16 protein-coding genes and 1 tRNA gene are annotated in these 14,884 nt (G+C 64.9%); 15 read left to right on the plus strand and 2 right to left on the minus strand.

The features are described from left to right. Nucleotides 1–64 precede the first annotated feature (64 nt). The gene (locus IEX32_RS01290; RefSeq protein WP_188767427.1) at nucleotides 65–370 is read left to right on the plus strand and encodes a hypothetical protein; all 306 of its coding nucleotides are present in this window, start codon (nucleotides 65–67) and stop codon (nucleotides 368–370) included. Nucleotides 371–376: 6 nt separating this feature from the next. Here IEX32_RS01290 and uvrC read toward each other — a convergent pair whose 3' ends face one another. Together uvrC and IEX32_RS01300 are read right to left on the minus strand one after the other, a co-directional pair. Next, nucleotides 377–2,335 carry an excinuclease ABC subunit UvrC gene (uvrC, locus tag IEX32_RS01295; RefSeq protein ID WP_229735773.1) on the minus strand — a complete coding sequence of 653 codons (1,959 nt, stop codon included), beginning with the start codon at nucleotides 2,333–2,335 and terminating at the stop codon, nucleotides 377–379. 38 nt (nucleotides 2,336–2,373) lie between these two features. Continuing rightward, a complete protein-coding gene (locus IEX32_RS01300) occupies nucleotides 2,374–4,809 on the minus strand; it encodes a TonB-dependent receptor (RefSeq protein ID WP_188767440.1) in 2,436 nt (811 codons plus the stop codon). Between the two features lie 200 nt (nucleotides 4,810–5,009). On the opposite strand from IEX32_RS01300, the gene infA reads away from it, so the two are divergent. The 14 genes from infA (at nucleotide 5,010) to IEX32_RS01370 (ending at nucleotide 14,543) form a co-directional block, all read left to right on the plus strand. Then, nucleotides 5,010–5,255 carry a translation initiation factor IF-1 gene (gene infA, locus IEX32_RS01305; RefSeq protein ID WP_007014967.1) on the plus strand — a complete coding sequence of 82 codons (246 nt, stop codon included), beginning with the start codon at nucleotides 5,010–5,012 and terminating at the stop codon, nucleotides 5,253–5,255. Between the two features lie 4 nt (nucleotides 5,256–5,259). Continuing rightward, complete coding sequence (locus tag IEX32_RS01310; RefSeq protein WP_229735774.1) at nucleotides 5,260–5,877, plus strand: Maf family protein; 618 nt, start codon at nucleotides 5,260–5,262, stop codon at nucleotides 5,875–5,877. Then, nucleotides 5,870–6,844 carry an Rne/Rng family ribonuclease gene (locus tag IEX32_RS01315; protein ID WP_188767444.1) on the plus strand — a complete coding sequence of 325 codons (975 nt, stop codon included), beginning with the start codon at nucleotides 5,870–5,872 and terminating at the stop codon, nucleotides 6,842–6,844. Before IEX32_RS01310 ends, IEX32_RS01315 begins: the two co-directional genes overlap by 8 nt. After that, nucleotides 6,841–7,008: a DNA gyrase inhibitor YacG gene (gene yacG, locus IEX32_RS01320; protein ID WP_188767453.1), complete on the plus strand. Its 168-nt coding sequence runs from the start codon at nucleotides 6,841–6,843 to the stop codon at nucleotides 7,006–7,008. Before IEX32_RS01315 ends, yacG begins: the two co-directional genes overlap by 4 nt. Nucleotides 7,009–7,107: 99 nt before the next feature. Continuing rightward, nucleotides 7,108–7,183 (plus strand) — tRNA-Phe (locus tag IEX32_RS01325). A gap of 163 nt (nucleotides 7,184–7,346) precedes the next feature. Continuing rightward, nucleotides 7,347–8,603 carry a tyrosine-type recombinase/integrase gene (locus IEX32_RS01330; protein WP_188767455.1) on the plus strand — a complete coding sequence of 419 codons (1,257 nt, stop codon included), beginning with the start codon at nucleotides 7,347–7,349 and terminating at the stop codon, nucleotides 8,601–8,603. Nucleotides 8,604–8,698: 95 nt separating this feature from the next. Next, entirely contained in the window at nucleotides 8,699–9,376 is a 678-nt protein-coding gene (locus tag IEX32_RS01335) for a hypothetical protein (protein WP_188767457.1), read from the plus strand. Nucleotides 9,377–9,563: 187 nt separating this feature from the next. Then, a complete protein-coding gene (locus tag IEX32_RS01340; RefSeq protein WP_188767459.1) occupies nucleotides 9,564–10,226 on the plus strand; it encodes a hypothetical protein in 663 nt (220 codons plus the stop codon). A 551-nt stretch (nucleotides 10,227–10,777) separates the two neighbouring features. Then, the gene (locus IEX32_RS01345) at nucleotides 10,778–11,011 is read left to right on the plus strand and encodes a hypothetical protein (RefSeq protein WP_188767461.1); all 234 of its coding nucleotides are present in this window, start codon (nucleotides 10,778–10,780) and stop codon (nucleotides 11,009–11,011) included. Beyond that, nucleotides 11,008–12,741, plus strand: a complete 1,734-nt coding sequence (locus IEX32_RS01350) for an AAA family ATPase (RefSeq protein ID WP_188767463.1) — start codon at nucleotides 11,008–11,010, stop codon at nucleotides 12,739–12,741. Before IEX32_RS01345 ends, IEX32_RS01350 begins: the two co-directional genes overlap by 4 nt. 55 nt (nucleotides 12,742–12,796) lie before the next feature. Beyond that, the gene (locus tag IEX32_RS01355; RefSeq protein ID WP_188767465.1) at nucleotides 12,797–13,027 is read left to right on the plus strand and encodes a hypothetical protein; all 231 of its coding nucleotides are present in this window, start codon (nucleotides 12,797–12,799) and stop codon (nucleotides 13,025–13,027) included. A gap of 291 nt (nucleotides 13,028–13,318) precedes the next feature. Next, nucleotides 13,319–13,636 (plus strand): hypothetical protein, encoded by a 318-nt coding sequence (locus IEX32_RS01360; protein ID WP_188767467.1) that lies wholly within the window; start codon nucleotides 13,319–13,321, stop codon nucleotides 13,634–13,636. Beyond that, nucleotides 13,633–13,821, plus strand: coding sequence for a hypothetical protein (locus IEX32_RS01365; RefSeq protein WP_188767469.1), 189 nt, complete (start codon nucleotides 13,633–13,635; stop codon nucleotides 13,819–13,821). Before IEX32_RS01360 ends, IEX32_RS01365 begins: the two co-directional genes overlap by 4 nt. Continuing rightward, nucleotides 13,821–14,543: a hypothetical protein gene (locus IEX32_RS01370; protein ID WP_188767471.1), complete on the plus strand. Its 723-nt coding sequence runs from the start codon at nucleotides 13,821–13,823 to the stop codon at nucleotides 14,541–14,543. Before IEX32_RS01365 ends, IEX32_RS01370 begins: the two co-directional genes overlap by 1 nt. Nucleotides 14,544–14,884 lie beyond the last annotated feature (341 nt).

A 14,884-nucleotide genomic window follows, 5' to 3' on the forward strand; every position in this document is an offset into this window, starting at 1 on the left:
CGGAATCCCGCTGCCAAATCGGTCCACAACGGTTACAATGCCGCGAAGACCAAGGGGCAGAACCATGTCGGAAGCAACATACGTCAATCAGATCGAACCGTTCCCGCAGCCGCAACGAAGCACCTCCATCGCCGATGAACTCGGTAAGCTGCTTGACCAAGTCAAGTCGGAATTTCCCAAGGCAGTCAACATCATTTTCGAATTCGACGGCAAGCTCAAGCTCCACGTCGACGTTCGCGCCGGCGAGGAAATCTCGACCGCCGAGGCCCGTCTGGCCAGCCTGTGCGGGGGCACGTTCACGAACATCCACCATGGCGCGACTCCGCACCATCCCTTCTTCCATCGGGTCACGGCGGAAGTTGAGCGCTAGGCCCGATTACCCGTTTGGGTGATAGAAGTCGTAAATGGTCTGCGCGACGGCCTTGCTGACACCCGGCGCGCGCTGGAGGTCCTCAAGGCTTGCCGCGCGCACCTTTCCCGCCGTTCCGAAATGCAGCAGCAGCGCGCGCTTGCGCGCCGGGCCGATGCCGGGAATTTCGTCGAGCGGGCTGGCCGTGATCGCCCGGCTGCGCTTGGCGCGGTGGGCTCCGATGGCAAAACGGTGCGCCTCGTCGCGCAGGCGCTGAAGCAGGAACAACACGGGTGAGTTGAGCGGCAGCGTCTTCTCCCTCCCGTCCGGAAAATGGAAGATCTCTCGCCCGGCATTGCGGTCAGGCCCTTTGGACACCGCGATCAGGGCGATATCCTCGATGCCGAGTTCCTCCACGGTCTCTCGCACGGCCGTCATCTGGCCCTTGCCGCCGTCGATCAGGACCAGATCCGGCCAGGTGCCGCTCTCACGCTCCGGGTCTTCCTCCATCACCCGGGCGAAACGACGGGCCATGACCTCGCGCATCATGCCGAAATCGTCGTTGGTCTGCGCTGTCCGGATATTGAATTTGCGGTACTGGTTCTTGAGGAAACCTTCCGCCCCCGCCACCACCATCGCGCCCACCGCCTTGGCGCCCTGAATGTGGCTGTTGTCGTAGATCTCGATCCGCTGCGGGACTTCGGCAAGCTCCAGGAACTCGGCCAGTTCGCGCAAGGTCTTCGCCTGCGTGCCGCGCTCGGCCAGACGGCGGTCGAGCGCCTCGATCGCGTTGCGCGTGGCCTGCGCGATCAGGCGCCGCCGGGCGCCGCGCTGGGGGACCGAAATCTCGACCTTACCCCCCGCCCCCTCGCGGAACGCCTCGGCCAGAAGCTCGGCCTCGGGCAGTTCGCGGTCAATGAGGATACAGCGCGCGGGCGGCACTTCCTCGTAGAACTGGGTCAGGAAGCTTTGCAGCACGTCCTCTTCGGAAAGGCCCTCGGTGTGTGTGGGGAAGAAGGCGCGGTGCCCCCAGTTCTGGCCGCCGCGAATGAAGAAGGCCTGCACGCCGATCTGCCCGCCCTTGCCCGCCATCGCGAAGATATCGGCATTATCAAGCCCTTCGGCATTGATCGCCTGGCTGCCCTGGATGAAGGTCGCCGCCCGCAGCCGGTCGCGCAGCATGGCGGCGCGTTCGAAGTCGAGCGCTTCGGCGGCCTCTGCCATCTGCACCTCGATCTTGCGCTGCACGGCGCTGGACTTGCCGCCCAGAAAATCCTTCGCCTCCTGCACAAGCTCGGCATAATCGGCCTCTTCGATGCGGCCGACGCAAGGGGCTGAACAGCGCTTGATCTGGTAGAGCAGGCAAGGCCGGTCGCGCCGGGCGAAGAAGGAATCGGTACAGCTTCGCAGCAGGAACAGCTTCTGCAGCGCGTTGATCGTGGTGTTCACCGATCCGGCGCTGGCGAAAGGGCCATAATAGTTGCCCCTGGCCTTGCGCGCGCCGCGATGCTTCATGATGCGCGGGAAAGCGTGGTCCGCGCGCAGCAGGATGAAGGGGAACGATTTGTCGTCGCGCAGCAGCACGTTGTACGGCGGGCGGAACCGCTTGATGAGCTGCGCTTCCAGCAGCAGCGCCTCCGCCTCGGAGTTGGTGGTCACGATCGTCATCGACCGCGTCTGGCTGACCATGCGCTGCAGCCGGCTCGGCAAGCGTTCCCACTGGACGTAGTTGGCCACGCGATTGCGCAGCACCCGCGCCTTGCCAACGTAGAGCACATCGCCGCGCGCATCCTGCATGCGGTAGACCCCCGGCCGGTTCGGCAGAGTGCGCATGGTGTCGCGAATGATCTCCGCACCGGCCTGGAGGTCCGGCTGGTCCGATCCGCGCACGGTATATGTCGCGCGCTCCTCGTGAAAGCGCTCGAGGCCCTTGGGGTGTTCGGGTTTGCCGGCAGGTGTACGCGCCATGCCCGCGAGATAGGGCATGGCGCGGTGAAACGGTAGACCTGCTCCTTCGGTCTTCCTCAGAACATCTTGCGGAAGTCGATGCCGACGACGCGGCCCTGGGGCTCGCGATAGGCGGCCTGATAGGCGAACGGAACCTCGCCGTTCTCGTCGGTCACCTTCTGGCGCGAATCGAGCAGGTTGTCGGCGGTAAGTGCAAGGCGGGCGCCCTTCAGGAACGGGACTTTCGCGACGAGGTTCTCGTTGCGGCCAAGGTCGATGAACAGGCGCGCATCGACCACGAACGTGCTGCCGAAACGCAGATCCGAGCTGCCGGGAAGACCGCTGCCGTTGACCGTGGCCGGACCGTCCCATTCGCCCTTCAGCCGGAGGCCGTAGCCGTTCTTGAACACGCCGCCTTCCAACTCGATCGAGTGACGCGGCACGCCGCCCGAGGCGAGCGCATCGCCGGCAAGCGCGTCGAGCACGGGCATGTTTTCGGCAATCCGCACGCGATCGGTGAAACGCCAGGTATGATAGATCGAGAGGTTCCAGCGGCTCCCGCGGCCGCCGCGACCGAATCCGCGGACCGGCGGCGGGCTGCCGGCGGCACCCGATGCGCCCTGGCGCGCGCCCTGTCCTTCGCCGCGAGCGCCTCCCTGTCCGCCCCCCGGCGCCGGCGCGCCCTCCCGCCGCGCCGGGGGCCGCGCTTCCTCGTCGCTGCCCAGGCTGCCGGACAGGTTGAACCCCCAGCGCATGCTCGAACTGGAAATTTCGTCGTACGTAATCGGCCGGCGGTCGATGGCGATGAGCTGGCCGGCGGCATTGCGCGTCACCCGGCCGGGAAACGCGGCCTCGATCGCCGGGGTAAGCAGCGGGAAGGATGCCGTCACGTCGCTGGAGCGATTACGGAAATATTCCACGATCAGGTTGGAGCGCCGCAGGAACGGCAGGTCCCAGCTCGCGGACAGCTTTATGTCCCGCTGCTTTTCCTTGAGCAGATCGGGATTGCCGCCGGTCGTCACCGTCACCAGCGCGGTCGTTCCAGTGGCGAAATCATAGACGGGGACGTTGAAAGTCGGGATCGTGGGAGCGCCGAGCCGCGAGAGGGCCGGCGCGGCATCTTCCACCAGATAGCTGGCCTGGAATGACAGCGTATCGGTCGGGTTCCACGTCAGACCGGCGTTCCAGTTCGTCAGCGAGCCGAAGTCGGACAGGTGATTGACGCCGCCGCCCAGGTTGAGCGCCAGTTCGCCGATCGCACCGAGTAAATCACCCCGCCGGGTCAGCGGCAGCGCGAGATTCGCGCCGCCCGATACGTCACCGCGCTTGAGCGTCACGGTATCGAGTGCGGTGCGGGTATCCTCGCTTGAGGTGCGGTCGAAATCGAAACCGGCGTTGACCGTAAGGCTGGCATCGCCCGCAGGCATCCTGAACGGCGTGCCCGAAAGCGTCGTCAGCGTCTCAAGCGAAAGGTCCCGGTTTATGGCGACATCGACGCCGCCGGCATCGCGCCTGTCGACGCGCGTGTTCGTGTCGGTGTAGCTGCCGTCGCCCGTTGCCGAGAGCGTCCAGTCACCGAGCATCGTATTGTAGCCCAGCCCGACCTCGAAGGTGTCGGCCACCTGGCGATTCCTCAGCGGATCGGGCTTGCTGTCTCCATCCGGCGTGAGCGTCACCGTGTTGAGACCCGACAGCGAGTTTGTCTGGGTATGCGTGTAGGCACCGTTGACCGTGAGCGAACCGGCCAGGCCGCCCTCGCCCAACCCCTGAGTCATCGTCCCGTCGATCTCCAGTTCGGATTCTTTCGCCGCCAGGCTGCGGAAGCGGGCCGGGTCGGGCTCGCCGGCGACGGGATCACCCTGCTCGATCCCCCGCTCGTTCTCGGTAAGCATCGAAGTCTCGGTGAGCTTGGCCGAGAAGTTGTAGCGGCGCGGCCCCTCCACGCTGAACAGCCCGGCCTCCAGCTCATAATTGTCATAGCCGCCGCGCGTGGGGCGGTTGTACTCCCCCGCCGCCTGGGCAGCGGCGAACCGGTCCTTGAGGATGACGTTCACGACGCGCTGGTTAGCCGGATAGCCGAAACGCAGCGCCACTTCCTCGGGCAGCACTTCCATCCGCCGGATCGCTTCGGGCGGAATGCGGCGCATCTCCCGGTAACTGGTGATGCGCTGCCCGTTTACGAGCATCACCGGCCGGCCGTCACCCCGGCCCCGGCCGCTTCCCGTCTGGGGCGATATGGCCGCAATCAGATCGGCGATCGAATCGGCCCCGTAGGCTGCGATATCGTCCTCATCGAAAGTCTGGATCGGCTGATTGGGCACATCGACCTGCCCGCGAATTCGCGGGGCGATGACCATGATCTCGTTGACGTCCACATCGAGGTCATCGTCCTCGTCGTCGGCGATCACCGACCCGGCGCCCGTCTCGCCGCCCACCTCCGCAGCTGTCGCGGCTGCCGCCACGACGGGAAGCGAAGTGCTGGTTACGAGAGTCACAAGAAGCAAGGAACGCAAGCAATATCTCCGCAAAAAAGCACGCACTCCCTACCCATCCGCGCTGATGCATCGGCCCGAGTTCGTCTTCAAGCCGCCACGCAGTAACAATTTGTCGCTGGCAACTTGCACTACGATGAACCGGCGAGGCTTCCCTTTTCTGCAAGTCGTGGCTATGGCGCCCACCCATGTTACAGCAAACCTACGGATATTGATCGCCGATGGCGAAAGAAGAACTCCTCGAAATGCGCGGACGGGTGGTGGAACTCCTGCCCAACGCCATGTTCCGCGTCGAACTGGAAAACGGCCACGAGATCCTTGGCCACACGGCAGGCAAGATGCGCAAGAACCGCATCCGCGTGCTGGTGGGCGACGAGGTTCTCGTAGAGCTGACCCCCTACGACCTTACAAAGGGCCGTATCACCTACCGCTTCATGCCCGGCCGTGGCGGCCCCGGTCAGTACTGAGGCTTTGCCCGTTTCCGGGCCTCTTCCCGGCGACACCAGCGCTATCCGGCCGGAACCGCGGCTAACCCTCGCCTCGGCCAGCCCGCGCCGCCGCGAGCTGATCGTGCGTCTCGGCCTCGTCCCCGAGGCCATCGTAGCGACCGACATCGACGAGACGCCCGCGAAACGCGAACTCCCGCGCGAATACGCCCGCCGCATGGCGCGCGAGAAGGCGCTGGCCGTGCGCGGCGATGGCGAACACGTGCTGGCGGGGGACACGGTGGTCGCCTGCGGGCGGCGCATCCTGCCCAAGGCGGAAGACGAAGCGACGGCCCGCAAATGCCTTTCATTGCTCTCGGGACGCCGCCACCGCGTGCTTTCCGCGATTGCCCTGAAAGCGCCCGATGGCACGCTGCGTGAACGGCTTTCCGAAACCGTGGTCCGCTTCAAGCCGCTGAGCGCCGAGGAAATCGAACGCTACATCGCCGGCGGCGAATGGCACGGCAAGGCGGGCGGTTACGCGATTCAGGGCAGCGCGGAAGGGTTGATCGCGTGGATTGGCGGCAGCCATTCCGGCGTTGTCGGGCTTCCGCTGTTCGAAACGCGCGCACTGCTGAAAGCCGCGGGATTCGCGATTGGCTGAGTGGCTGGTCGAGGAAGGGATCGGCGAGACCCGCGCGATACTCGTGGAGGCGGGACAAGTCCTCGCCGCCCGCCTCGAATGGGCCGGCCGCCTGATCGCAAGCGAGATCGCCGATGCCACCCTCACCTCCCGCCGCAGCGGATCGAGCCGGGGAACCGTGCTGTTCCCGAACGGCGAGGAAGCCCTTATCGACGGTCTTCCGGCAAATGCCAGCGAAGGCGCCACGGTCCGCGCCATGGTCACCCGATCGGCCATTGCGGAAACCGGCCGCCTGAAGCGCGCGCAGGCCCGTTTCAGCGAGAAGCCGCGCCGCCCCATCCCCCCGCTCGCGGAACGCCTGCGCGGCGAAGGCGATTCGGCGCGGGTGGTCGCACGGTTTCCTGACGATCCCTGGCCGGACATCATTGCCGAAGCCGTCGACGGCGTGATCGCGTTGGAGGCTGGATCGATCATCGTGACGCCCACTCCGGCGATGACTCTGATCGACATCGACGGCAACCTGCCCGCTCGCGCGCTGGCGCTGGCCGCGATCCCGGCCATTGCCGCCGCGATCGGCCGGTTTGACCTGGGCGGTTCCATCGGCATCGACTTCCCGACGCTGGAGCGCAAGGATGACCGGCGCGCGGTGGACGAAGCGCTGGCGACCGCTCTCGACCACTGGGCGCACCAGCGCACCGTTATGAACGGCTTCGGCTTCGTGCAACTCGTCGCCCGGCTGGAGCGGCCTTCGATCCTGCAGCGGGTCCGGCAGGAGCCGATCGGAGCAGCGGCCCGCCTCCTGCTTCGCCGCGCGGAAGGCGTGCGAGAGCCCGGCGTCCTGCTGCTCACAGCCCATCCGCAAGTGCGCGCCGCGCTCACCGGCGCCTGGCTGGATGAACTCGCCCGGCGCACCGGCCGCTCCATCCGGCTGGCGGAAGACAGCAACCTTGCACTCGCCGGCGGTTTCGCGCAGGCCATTGCGCCATGACCCGTTCCGAACGCAAGTGCCCGATCTGCTCGAAGCCGCGCGCGGCCGAGCACACCCCCTTCTGCTCCAAGCGCTGCCGCGACCGTGACCTGCTGCAATGGCTGGACGGGGGCTATGCCCTGCCCGGCCCGCCCGGCTTCCCCGAGGTTCCACAGGACGATTGAAAATTCGTGGCGATTGGGGGGTTGCAAAGACGCGCGAGCTTCGCCATAGGCCCGCAACCAGCCGCTCGCCGGTCTCCCCGAGACCGCCGCCGAAGCGATGCCCGGGTAGCTCAGTTGGTAGAGCACATGACTGAAAATCATGGTGTCGGCGGTTCGATTCCGTCCCCGGGCACCATTTGCCGCATCGCAGAGCAGCGCATTACCCTTTACAACACCGCAGAAACCCGCGTATTCCTTGCCATGTAGGCTCGCATCGCATCGCGAAACATCGCTAGCAGTCGGGCAATTTGTGGCCCCTTTTGGGGGCCATGGCAGAATGGCAGGGGGCCACGGGACCGATGGCACTGACGGACACGGCGATCAGGAACGCGAAAGCCAAGGACAAGCCCTATAAGCTCGGCGATGCCGGTGGGCTCTTCATCCTCGTGCAGCCGTCGGGGGCCAAGCTGTGGCGGCTCAAGTACCGGATCCATGGCAAAGAGAAAAAGGTCGCACTGGGGCGCTACCCCGATGTCGGGCTCGCCGAAGCCCGCAAACGCCGGGACGATGCGAAGGCCGAACTCGCCGGCGGTAAGGATCCCAGCCGCGAGAAGCAGCGCCGCTCCGCGCAGGCGCGCGAAGACGCCAGCAACACCTTCGCCCTTGTCGCGGCCGAGTACATCGAGAAGCGCAAGACCGATGGGGCCAAGGCATGGGCCGGGACCACGGCCGCCAAGAACGAATGGCTCTATGCACAGTTGGCCCCCACGCTGGGGGCCATCCCCATCGCCGACATTGAACCGCTCGAGGTTCTGGCCGCGGTTCGCAAGATCGAAGCGCGCGGCAACCTCGAAAGCGCGAGACGGGCATTGCAACTCGCCAGCGGCATCTTCCGGCATGCCGTTGCCACGGCCCGGCTCAAGTCCGACCCGACGCGCGACCTCAAGGGCGCGCTGCGCACGCCGGACACGAAGAACCGCGCCGCCATTCTCGATCCGGTGAAGCTGGGCGAACTGCTCCGCGCGATCGATGGCTATGGGGGCCACTACGTCACGAAGTTCGCGCTCGAGCTGATCCCACATGTCTTCCTGCGCCCTGGCGAACTGAGGCAGGCGCGCTGGAGCGAGATCGATCTTGAAAAGGCCGTGTGGGCCATCCCGGCAAGCCGGACCAAGATGCGCAAACCCCATCATGTGCCCCTCTCCCGCCAGGTGCTCGAATTGCTGCGGGGCCTGCACGCGCTTTCGGCGCGCCATGACGGCTATGTGTTCCCCTCTATTCGGTCGCACACACGGCCCATGAGCGAGAACACCCTCAATGCGGCACTTCGCCGGCTGGGCTTTACCAGCGAGGAAGTGAGCGCCCACGGCTTCCGTTCAACCGCCTCGACGCTGCTCAACGAAGCCCTCGATCCCAAGACCGGAAAGTCGCTGTGGAGCGCCGACGCGATCGAGAAGGCGCTGGCCCATGGCGGCGACGACAAGGTCCGCAATGCCTATCACCGGGGCACGCACTGGCAGGAGCGCGTCGCGATGGCGCAGTGGTGGTCCGATCATCTGGACACGCTTCGCAAGGGCGCCGACGTCGTCAGCTTTCCGAACAAGGAGGCGGGATAGAGTTTCGCGGGGCACGTCGCCCCCGGAAGCGGCCCGACATGGTGTTACCAGCACCGCGCCGGGCCTGACCAACAACAGCAACAGGAGTGCTGAACATGGCTGACGCCAACATACAGGGCGAGTCCGCCCGCACCAACCCGATTGCCCGCCGCACGTTGCTTGCAAGTGTGCCCGCCATCGCCGCCGTGGTGATCGCGCCTGCTGCGTATGGGTCGACGCCAGCCGCCGCAACCGATCAGGCCGGCTGGGAAGATATTAAGTCCAAGTATGCCCTAGCACACAAGCGACTTTACAGGGCCAGTGAGCGAGCGGTCGAGGCCGACCTGGCACTCGCGCATGATGACGCCGCTGCACCCGCGGCGGTAGTGACCAGCACGAAGGAGGACGTTGAGATCGGGCCGGTCACCATGAAGGCGCAATCGGACGCGCTATGGCTCACGCCCAAGAATTATCGCAGCGAGCTTATGGCCAAGGGCCTCAAGCAGATTGCCGAATACGCCGCGTATTGTCGGGCCGTGGAGGCATGGGAGGCGCGGCCGGAACGCGTCGCGATGGCACAACGCTGCCGCAAAGCGGAGGAGGAACTGGAAAAGGCGAACAACGCACACGTTGCAGAATGGCATGCGGTTGCTGCATTCCCTGTGGCAGACGCCATCACACTTGCGGACAAGGTGGCAGTGCTGCGCCCTGAGGCGCTGGACAACGGCGAATGGCTCGGTGTTCTTGCCGATTCCGTTTCCCGGGATCTCGCGCGGATCAACAGGAGAGTATGAAACTGTCGAGACTAACTTTAACGATCGCTCTCGCCACCTTCTGCCCGAGAGTGGAAAACGGCAGAGCTCCGCCTTGCGGACGATCGGCTGGGGCGAGATGATGGAAGCGACGGGGCGGCCGGCCAGCCGTGGGGGATCTCCGCTCCCCCTTCCCCCGTCGTCCACGCGGAGCCGCAGCGGAGGCGGGATGGATAACCACATTCACATTGAGAAATTTGCTGACCTCATCAAGGCAGCCATTGGCGAGGACGCCGCGCGGGTGCAGATGCTGGCGCACCTCCGCTCCGGTAGGCTGTTGAGCACTTGCATCCGCTTTGTTGGCATCAATCCGTCAAGCTACAGCCCGACGGAATACCCGGAGAATGCCGATAACTTTACGCTGCCTGCAGCATTTTGGTCGGGTGAATTTCCGTTACTCGATGGCGAGCACGTCATCCAGGGGAGTTCTCAGCCGAGAATAATGATGCGGCGAGGAAAGGCTGTTGGCGCTATCCCCGTATCGCGTTCCACGTTGGCAGATAGGTGGTCATATACTGCCAATTGGGCAGCCGGTGACTTCGCAATATCTCACAGTCTCATCGGGGGAACGCACCCTGTGTTGCGGCGGGCGATAAATGTCCACGTCGCCAATGCGGGCGCCGACTCACTCTTGCGTTCAATGGGCTTGCCTGGCCTCAAACTGTCATCCGAAGAACTCACACAATGGATGATCGAGCGACTCCGGGAGAACCCGAGGCTCAGCCAAAACAAGGCCTGGGACCTCGGCCGTAAGACGTTTCACGGCGAGAAGCGCGATCCTCTTTTGAAGGCATACAAGGAGGCAAAGCTCCAATTTTTCGCCAACAAATAACTGCGCCACAACTGCGCCGGAGGTGCGCTGAAGTGCGCCAAGAGCCAACTATGCGGCGCAGTTGGCGACGAACTACGATGGCATCCACGTTAAAACGCAACGTGGAGGCACAAAGTGAAAACCACCCCCAACACAGTCACCCCGCTTCGCTCCCCGGCCAAGCCTTCCAAGGCTCGCAGAGCCAAGCCCATCTCCGAAAACGCTGTCTCGGTTCGACTGCCACAAATGGCAGAGATGCTGGGAATAGGTCTAACCAAGGCCGCGGAGCTTGTCCGGACCGGGGCCGTTGAATCAACTCTGATCGGAAAAACCAGACTTATTTCGGTTCGATCAATCGAAGCGCTGGTGCACGGCGAGGCCGCATAACGTGGCCCGCCAACGAAAAACCCCGGCGCCATCCAAGGCGGCCGGGGCCCATTCGAACCCCGACGGGGCCACGCTGACACCCTCGTATAACCTTGCCGGATTCCAGGCACAAGTCTTCGCCAATCGCTACGGTCTAGTCATCGAAAATGCCGCCATGATCGCGCCGCTAGCACTGCGCTGTGCCCATGGCTGAGGTTCCGCTCCCCGAACTCCAGCGCCACCGAGCCCTGCGCGCCATCGTCGTCGACAAGGCCGACGTCGCCGACGCGGCCCTCTACTCGGTGACCTCGTGCGCTGGCGCTGGTCGACCTCCGCGACGCCGATGGTTCACCGATCGGGCAATTGCCCTCGCCCATGCGGCTGAGCGCGCGGACGAGCACGGCTTTGCTCTGATAGATCTCTCGAGCGAGGCGGAGTGAGCACCGCCGTCGCGCACCTACCGAAGGGCCCGCCCGCGAACGTGGAGGCAGAAGCAGCTTTGATCGGCGCGATGCTGATCGAGAACGACGTCGGGCGCACAGCGGGCAGTATCTTGTCGCCCTCGGATTTCTACGAGCCAGTTCACGGCCGGATCTACGCGCGCACCGTCGATCTGATCGCCCAGGGGCGGACCGTTACGCCGATCAGCCTTCGCCCGGATTTTGAAGCAGACGAACAGTTGAAGGCGTTCGGCGGCATCGCATACCTCGCCCGTCTCACGGGCGATGGCCAAGGTCTCCTAGCTCCACGCGAGCTTGCCGAACAAATCAGAGACCTCGCAGCGCGGCGTCGCCGACTACAATGGCTCGAAGAGGAAAAGGCGACCTGCACCGACATGGGAATGCCGCTGCGGGAGATCGTCCCGCCGGCCGATGTCATCGCCACGGGCAAGGCCATTGAATGCCTGGACCTCGCTGCACTTGCCGAGGTCGATCCGGAACCAAAACACTTCATCATCCCACGGATAGCACCGGACAGAGAAGTCACGCTTCTAACCGGCGGCGGTGCGGTCGGAAAGTCGCTCTTGGCCCAGCAGCTAGCCACCGCCTTGGCCGCTGGCGTGAGAACGCTCGGCATGGACCTCGAAAAGGCTCCTGCGATCTACATCACATGCGAGGACGACTATTCCCAACTCCACTGGCGGCAGACACATATCTGCCGCGCCCTCGGTGTCGACATGGCACGGCTCTCCGGCTCACTCCACATTGCCAGTCTCCGCGGCGCGCCGGACAATGCGCTGGCGATCGTCAATGGCGCTGGGCGCGTTGAGCCGACGCCGCTCTTCAGCCAGGTGGCCGCGCTGATCCGGTCAACGGGTGCTAAGATCGCGTTCCTCGACAATCTGGCGCATCTGGTCTGCGTCAACGAGAATGACCGCGGCGAGGTGACGGGCGCCATCAATCTCCTCAATCGGCTCGCTAGTGAGTCCGGCGCGGCGATCGTTCTTCTTGGTCATCCGAACAAGGCTGGTGACAGTTACTCCGGCTCGACGGCTTGGTTGAACGCCGTTCGCTCGCAGATCTTCATGTCCCGGCCCGATGATGCCGATGGCGACGACGACCTTCGCGTGTTGACCATCGGCAAGCCGAATTACACTCGCGCGGGCGAGGCACTCCGATTCCGCTGGCACGAATGGGCTTTCGTCCAAGACGAGGACCTGCCGGAAGACATGCGAGCGCAACTATCGGAAGTGATACGGGCCAACGCGGAGAATGCGGCCTTTCTCAAGTGCCTGGCCAGTTGCACGGCAAAGAGGCGCGCTGTCTCTCACGTCAACGGATCGAACTACGCGCCAAAGATCTTCGCGGGGTTGCCGGAGGGCAAAGGCCATGACCGAGCGGTCTTTGAACGAGCCATGGAGCGCCTAATCCATATCGGCGAAATCGAGCTCGACGCGAAGCTCTGGCAGGACGCGCACCGCCACTGGAAGCAGGGGATTCGGCTCGCTGAAAAGTGCGGCGACCCTGTTCGCGGAATGGCGGAAAACCATGCGACGACCCCTGCGGCACCCCCCTGCGGCACCCTGCGGCAACCCCTCGCTGAAACCGGTGGAAATGCGTGCGGCGACCCGCGTGCGGCGACCCCCTTATATACTTCGTATATAGAGGGCAGGGCCCAAGAGGCCCCCTCGCCCTCCGAAGTAAAGGATGGAGGGCAGGACATTGGGTGAGCGTGTCCTCCTTCTCGAACTCCGCGAGCGGACCAGCGCGAAGGGCAACCGGTACATGTCTGTTTGGCTCGGCAAGGCCAGTGTCGTCGCGTTCCTCGATCGCGATGCCGATGAGCCGACCTGGCAAGTCTTCGTCAGCACGCCCGCCCCGCGCCAGTCCGATGCGCAGCCGAACGGCTGCAGCGACCGAAGCCCCTTCACCCCACGAACCTCGCGCCGGCCGTCGCGTCGCCGCGCCACCAGACTCCCGCCGGGCGAACTCGACGACCGGCTCAACGATCTTTGACGAAAGGAATTGACCATGGGCCTCTACACATTTGACGACAGCGACATCGCTGCCGTTGGCACCAGCAGGAGTAGCAGCCGCTTGGCCGCATTCCGGGCCGCGAACGGGCGGGACCACACCGGCCGAAATCTCCCGCAAGGCGCAACGGGCATAGCACCGGCTCGAGCGATCGCGACGCCGGCGACGCCTTCAGCGCGTACCACGATTGTTCCAAAACCAGCCCCGAAGGCGCCAGCGCCAACGGCGGCGCAGATCGAACAGGCCCGGCGGCGTGCACGCCACGATGCCGTGATGAGTTCGCCCCAGGCGAAGGGCCGGCAGGCCAGGGCTGCCGGTTTGCTAGGAGGGGCGCTGCACCTCAGCGCCGCGGAAATTATCGCGATGCTGCCGACGATGCCCACCGATGCCCAGTCCGTCGAAATTGCAAGGCGCGCCCGCATTTCCGACATGTGGGACTGGGCGATTGCGGCGAACGCCGGCAAGCCGAGACCTGCGGAAACGGCAAGCGCGAAGATCTGGGAATCGGCCATCGCGAGCAATGCCAGCAAGCCCGAATCCAAAGCGGCCGGCGACGTCTGGGATCGCGTCATCGCCAAGATGAAGCAATGAGCTGGCTCAGCGACATCATGCACCGGCGACGGCGGCAGCAAGCGGACCCGTCGTCGGAAAGCCAGTCAGTGGCCCCGGCCAAGACCTCCACCAATGGCGGCCCGTCCCGCTGGGCCCGAATGATCGCCCGAAGTGAAATCGTCCGCGAGAGCTATTCCCGCGACACAATGAAGGATGACATCTGATGGATATGAAGCCCCTTGAACAGACCGCCCGCGCCTTCGCAACCTTGGACTTTTCGGCCGAAGAGGCCCGGCTCGCCGAACTCGAAGCCGAGCGCGACAACATAGACGCGGCAATCGAGCGCGCCAACGCGCGGCGCACGGAAATCAGTCAGGCGCAGAGGGATTGGCGGGACGCAGAGCGCGTCTCGGCCAGCAATGTTGCGGATGCCCTGCTTGGCGGCGCACATGCCGCCGAAGTCACCGCGCTCGCACCCGACGCGGAGGCGCTCAAGGAAGAGTTCGCCAATCTGAGCGCTGCGATCGGCGAACTTCGGCGCCGTTACGACGACGTACAGGCCGAGATGAACACCTTGCGCACCCATACCAGAGGCAAAGCGGCGGCGGTCGCGCAGCCTCTGGCGGACGCTCTGCGGGCCCAGGCCAAGCGCGCCGCCGAAGAGTTGCTTGAGTGCTATGCGGGCCTGCAGGCGCTTCACACCGCGATCGGCGCGGGCGCCCGGGAAGTTGGGCAAGCTCGGCACGCCGCGGCGGGCTGCATCGGCAATGATCGCCTGCTCTCCTGGCGGTCCGGGATCCCGGTACCGCCCATGGTGGCGCAGGTGCTCGATGCACTGCCGCAAAGCAAGGCGCTGGTAGCGGGTTGTGGGCAAACGGTGCTGACGCCTGAAAACAGCGATCACCTCTCGGTCATCGCCGCGCTTTCAGATAGAACGTTGCCGTAATTGGAATTGCTGGGCGGGTTACTTGTCTTTCCCCGCCCGGTCATGGGAGCCCCGCGTTTTCTGATCCTTTTCGCGGGGCATTGAGGCGGTCAGGGTGCGAAACCTGGCCGCCTCATTTCCATCCGCGCTGGCGCACGATCGACGTTCCCGCTGACATCGCCGCCGCGCTGCAATGCCTCTCAGGCAAGGGCCCCGGGCTGAGGGATGCCCGGTTCGTCCGATCGGTGCAGATGCCCTGATTTGAATCGGCAGAGTCATCAATCGCCCGATACGAGCACCCGCTTGCTTTCATCCTTTCGTTGGCGGGCGACTCGGGCGGCCAGGCTTTCGGGTCTGGCCGC

The sequence above is a fragment of the Novosphingobium endophyticum genome, assembly GCF_014640675.1.
Classification (GTDB): Bacteria; Pseudomonadota; Alphaproteobacteria; order Sphingomonadales; family Sphingomonadaceae; genus Novosphingobium; species Novosphingobium endophyticum.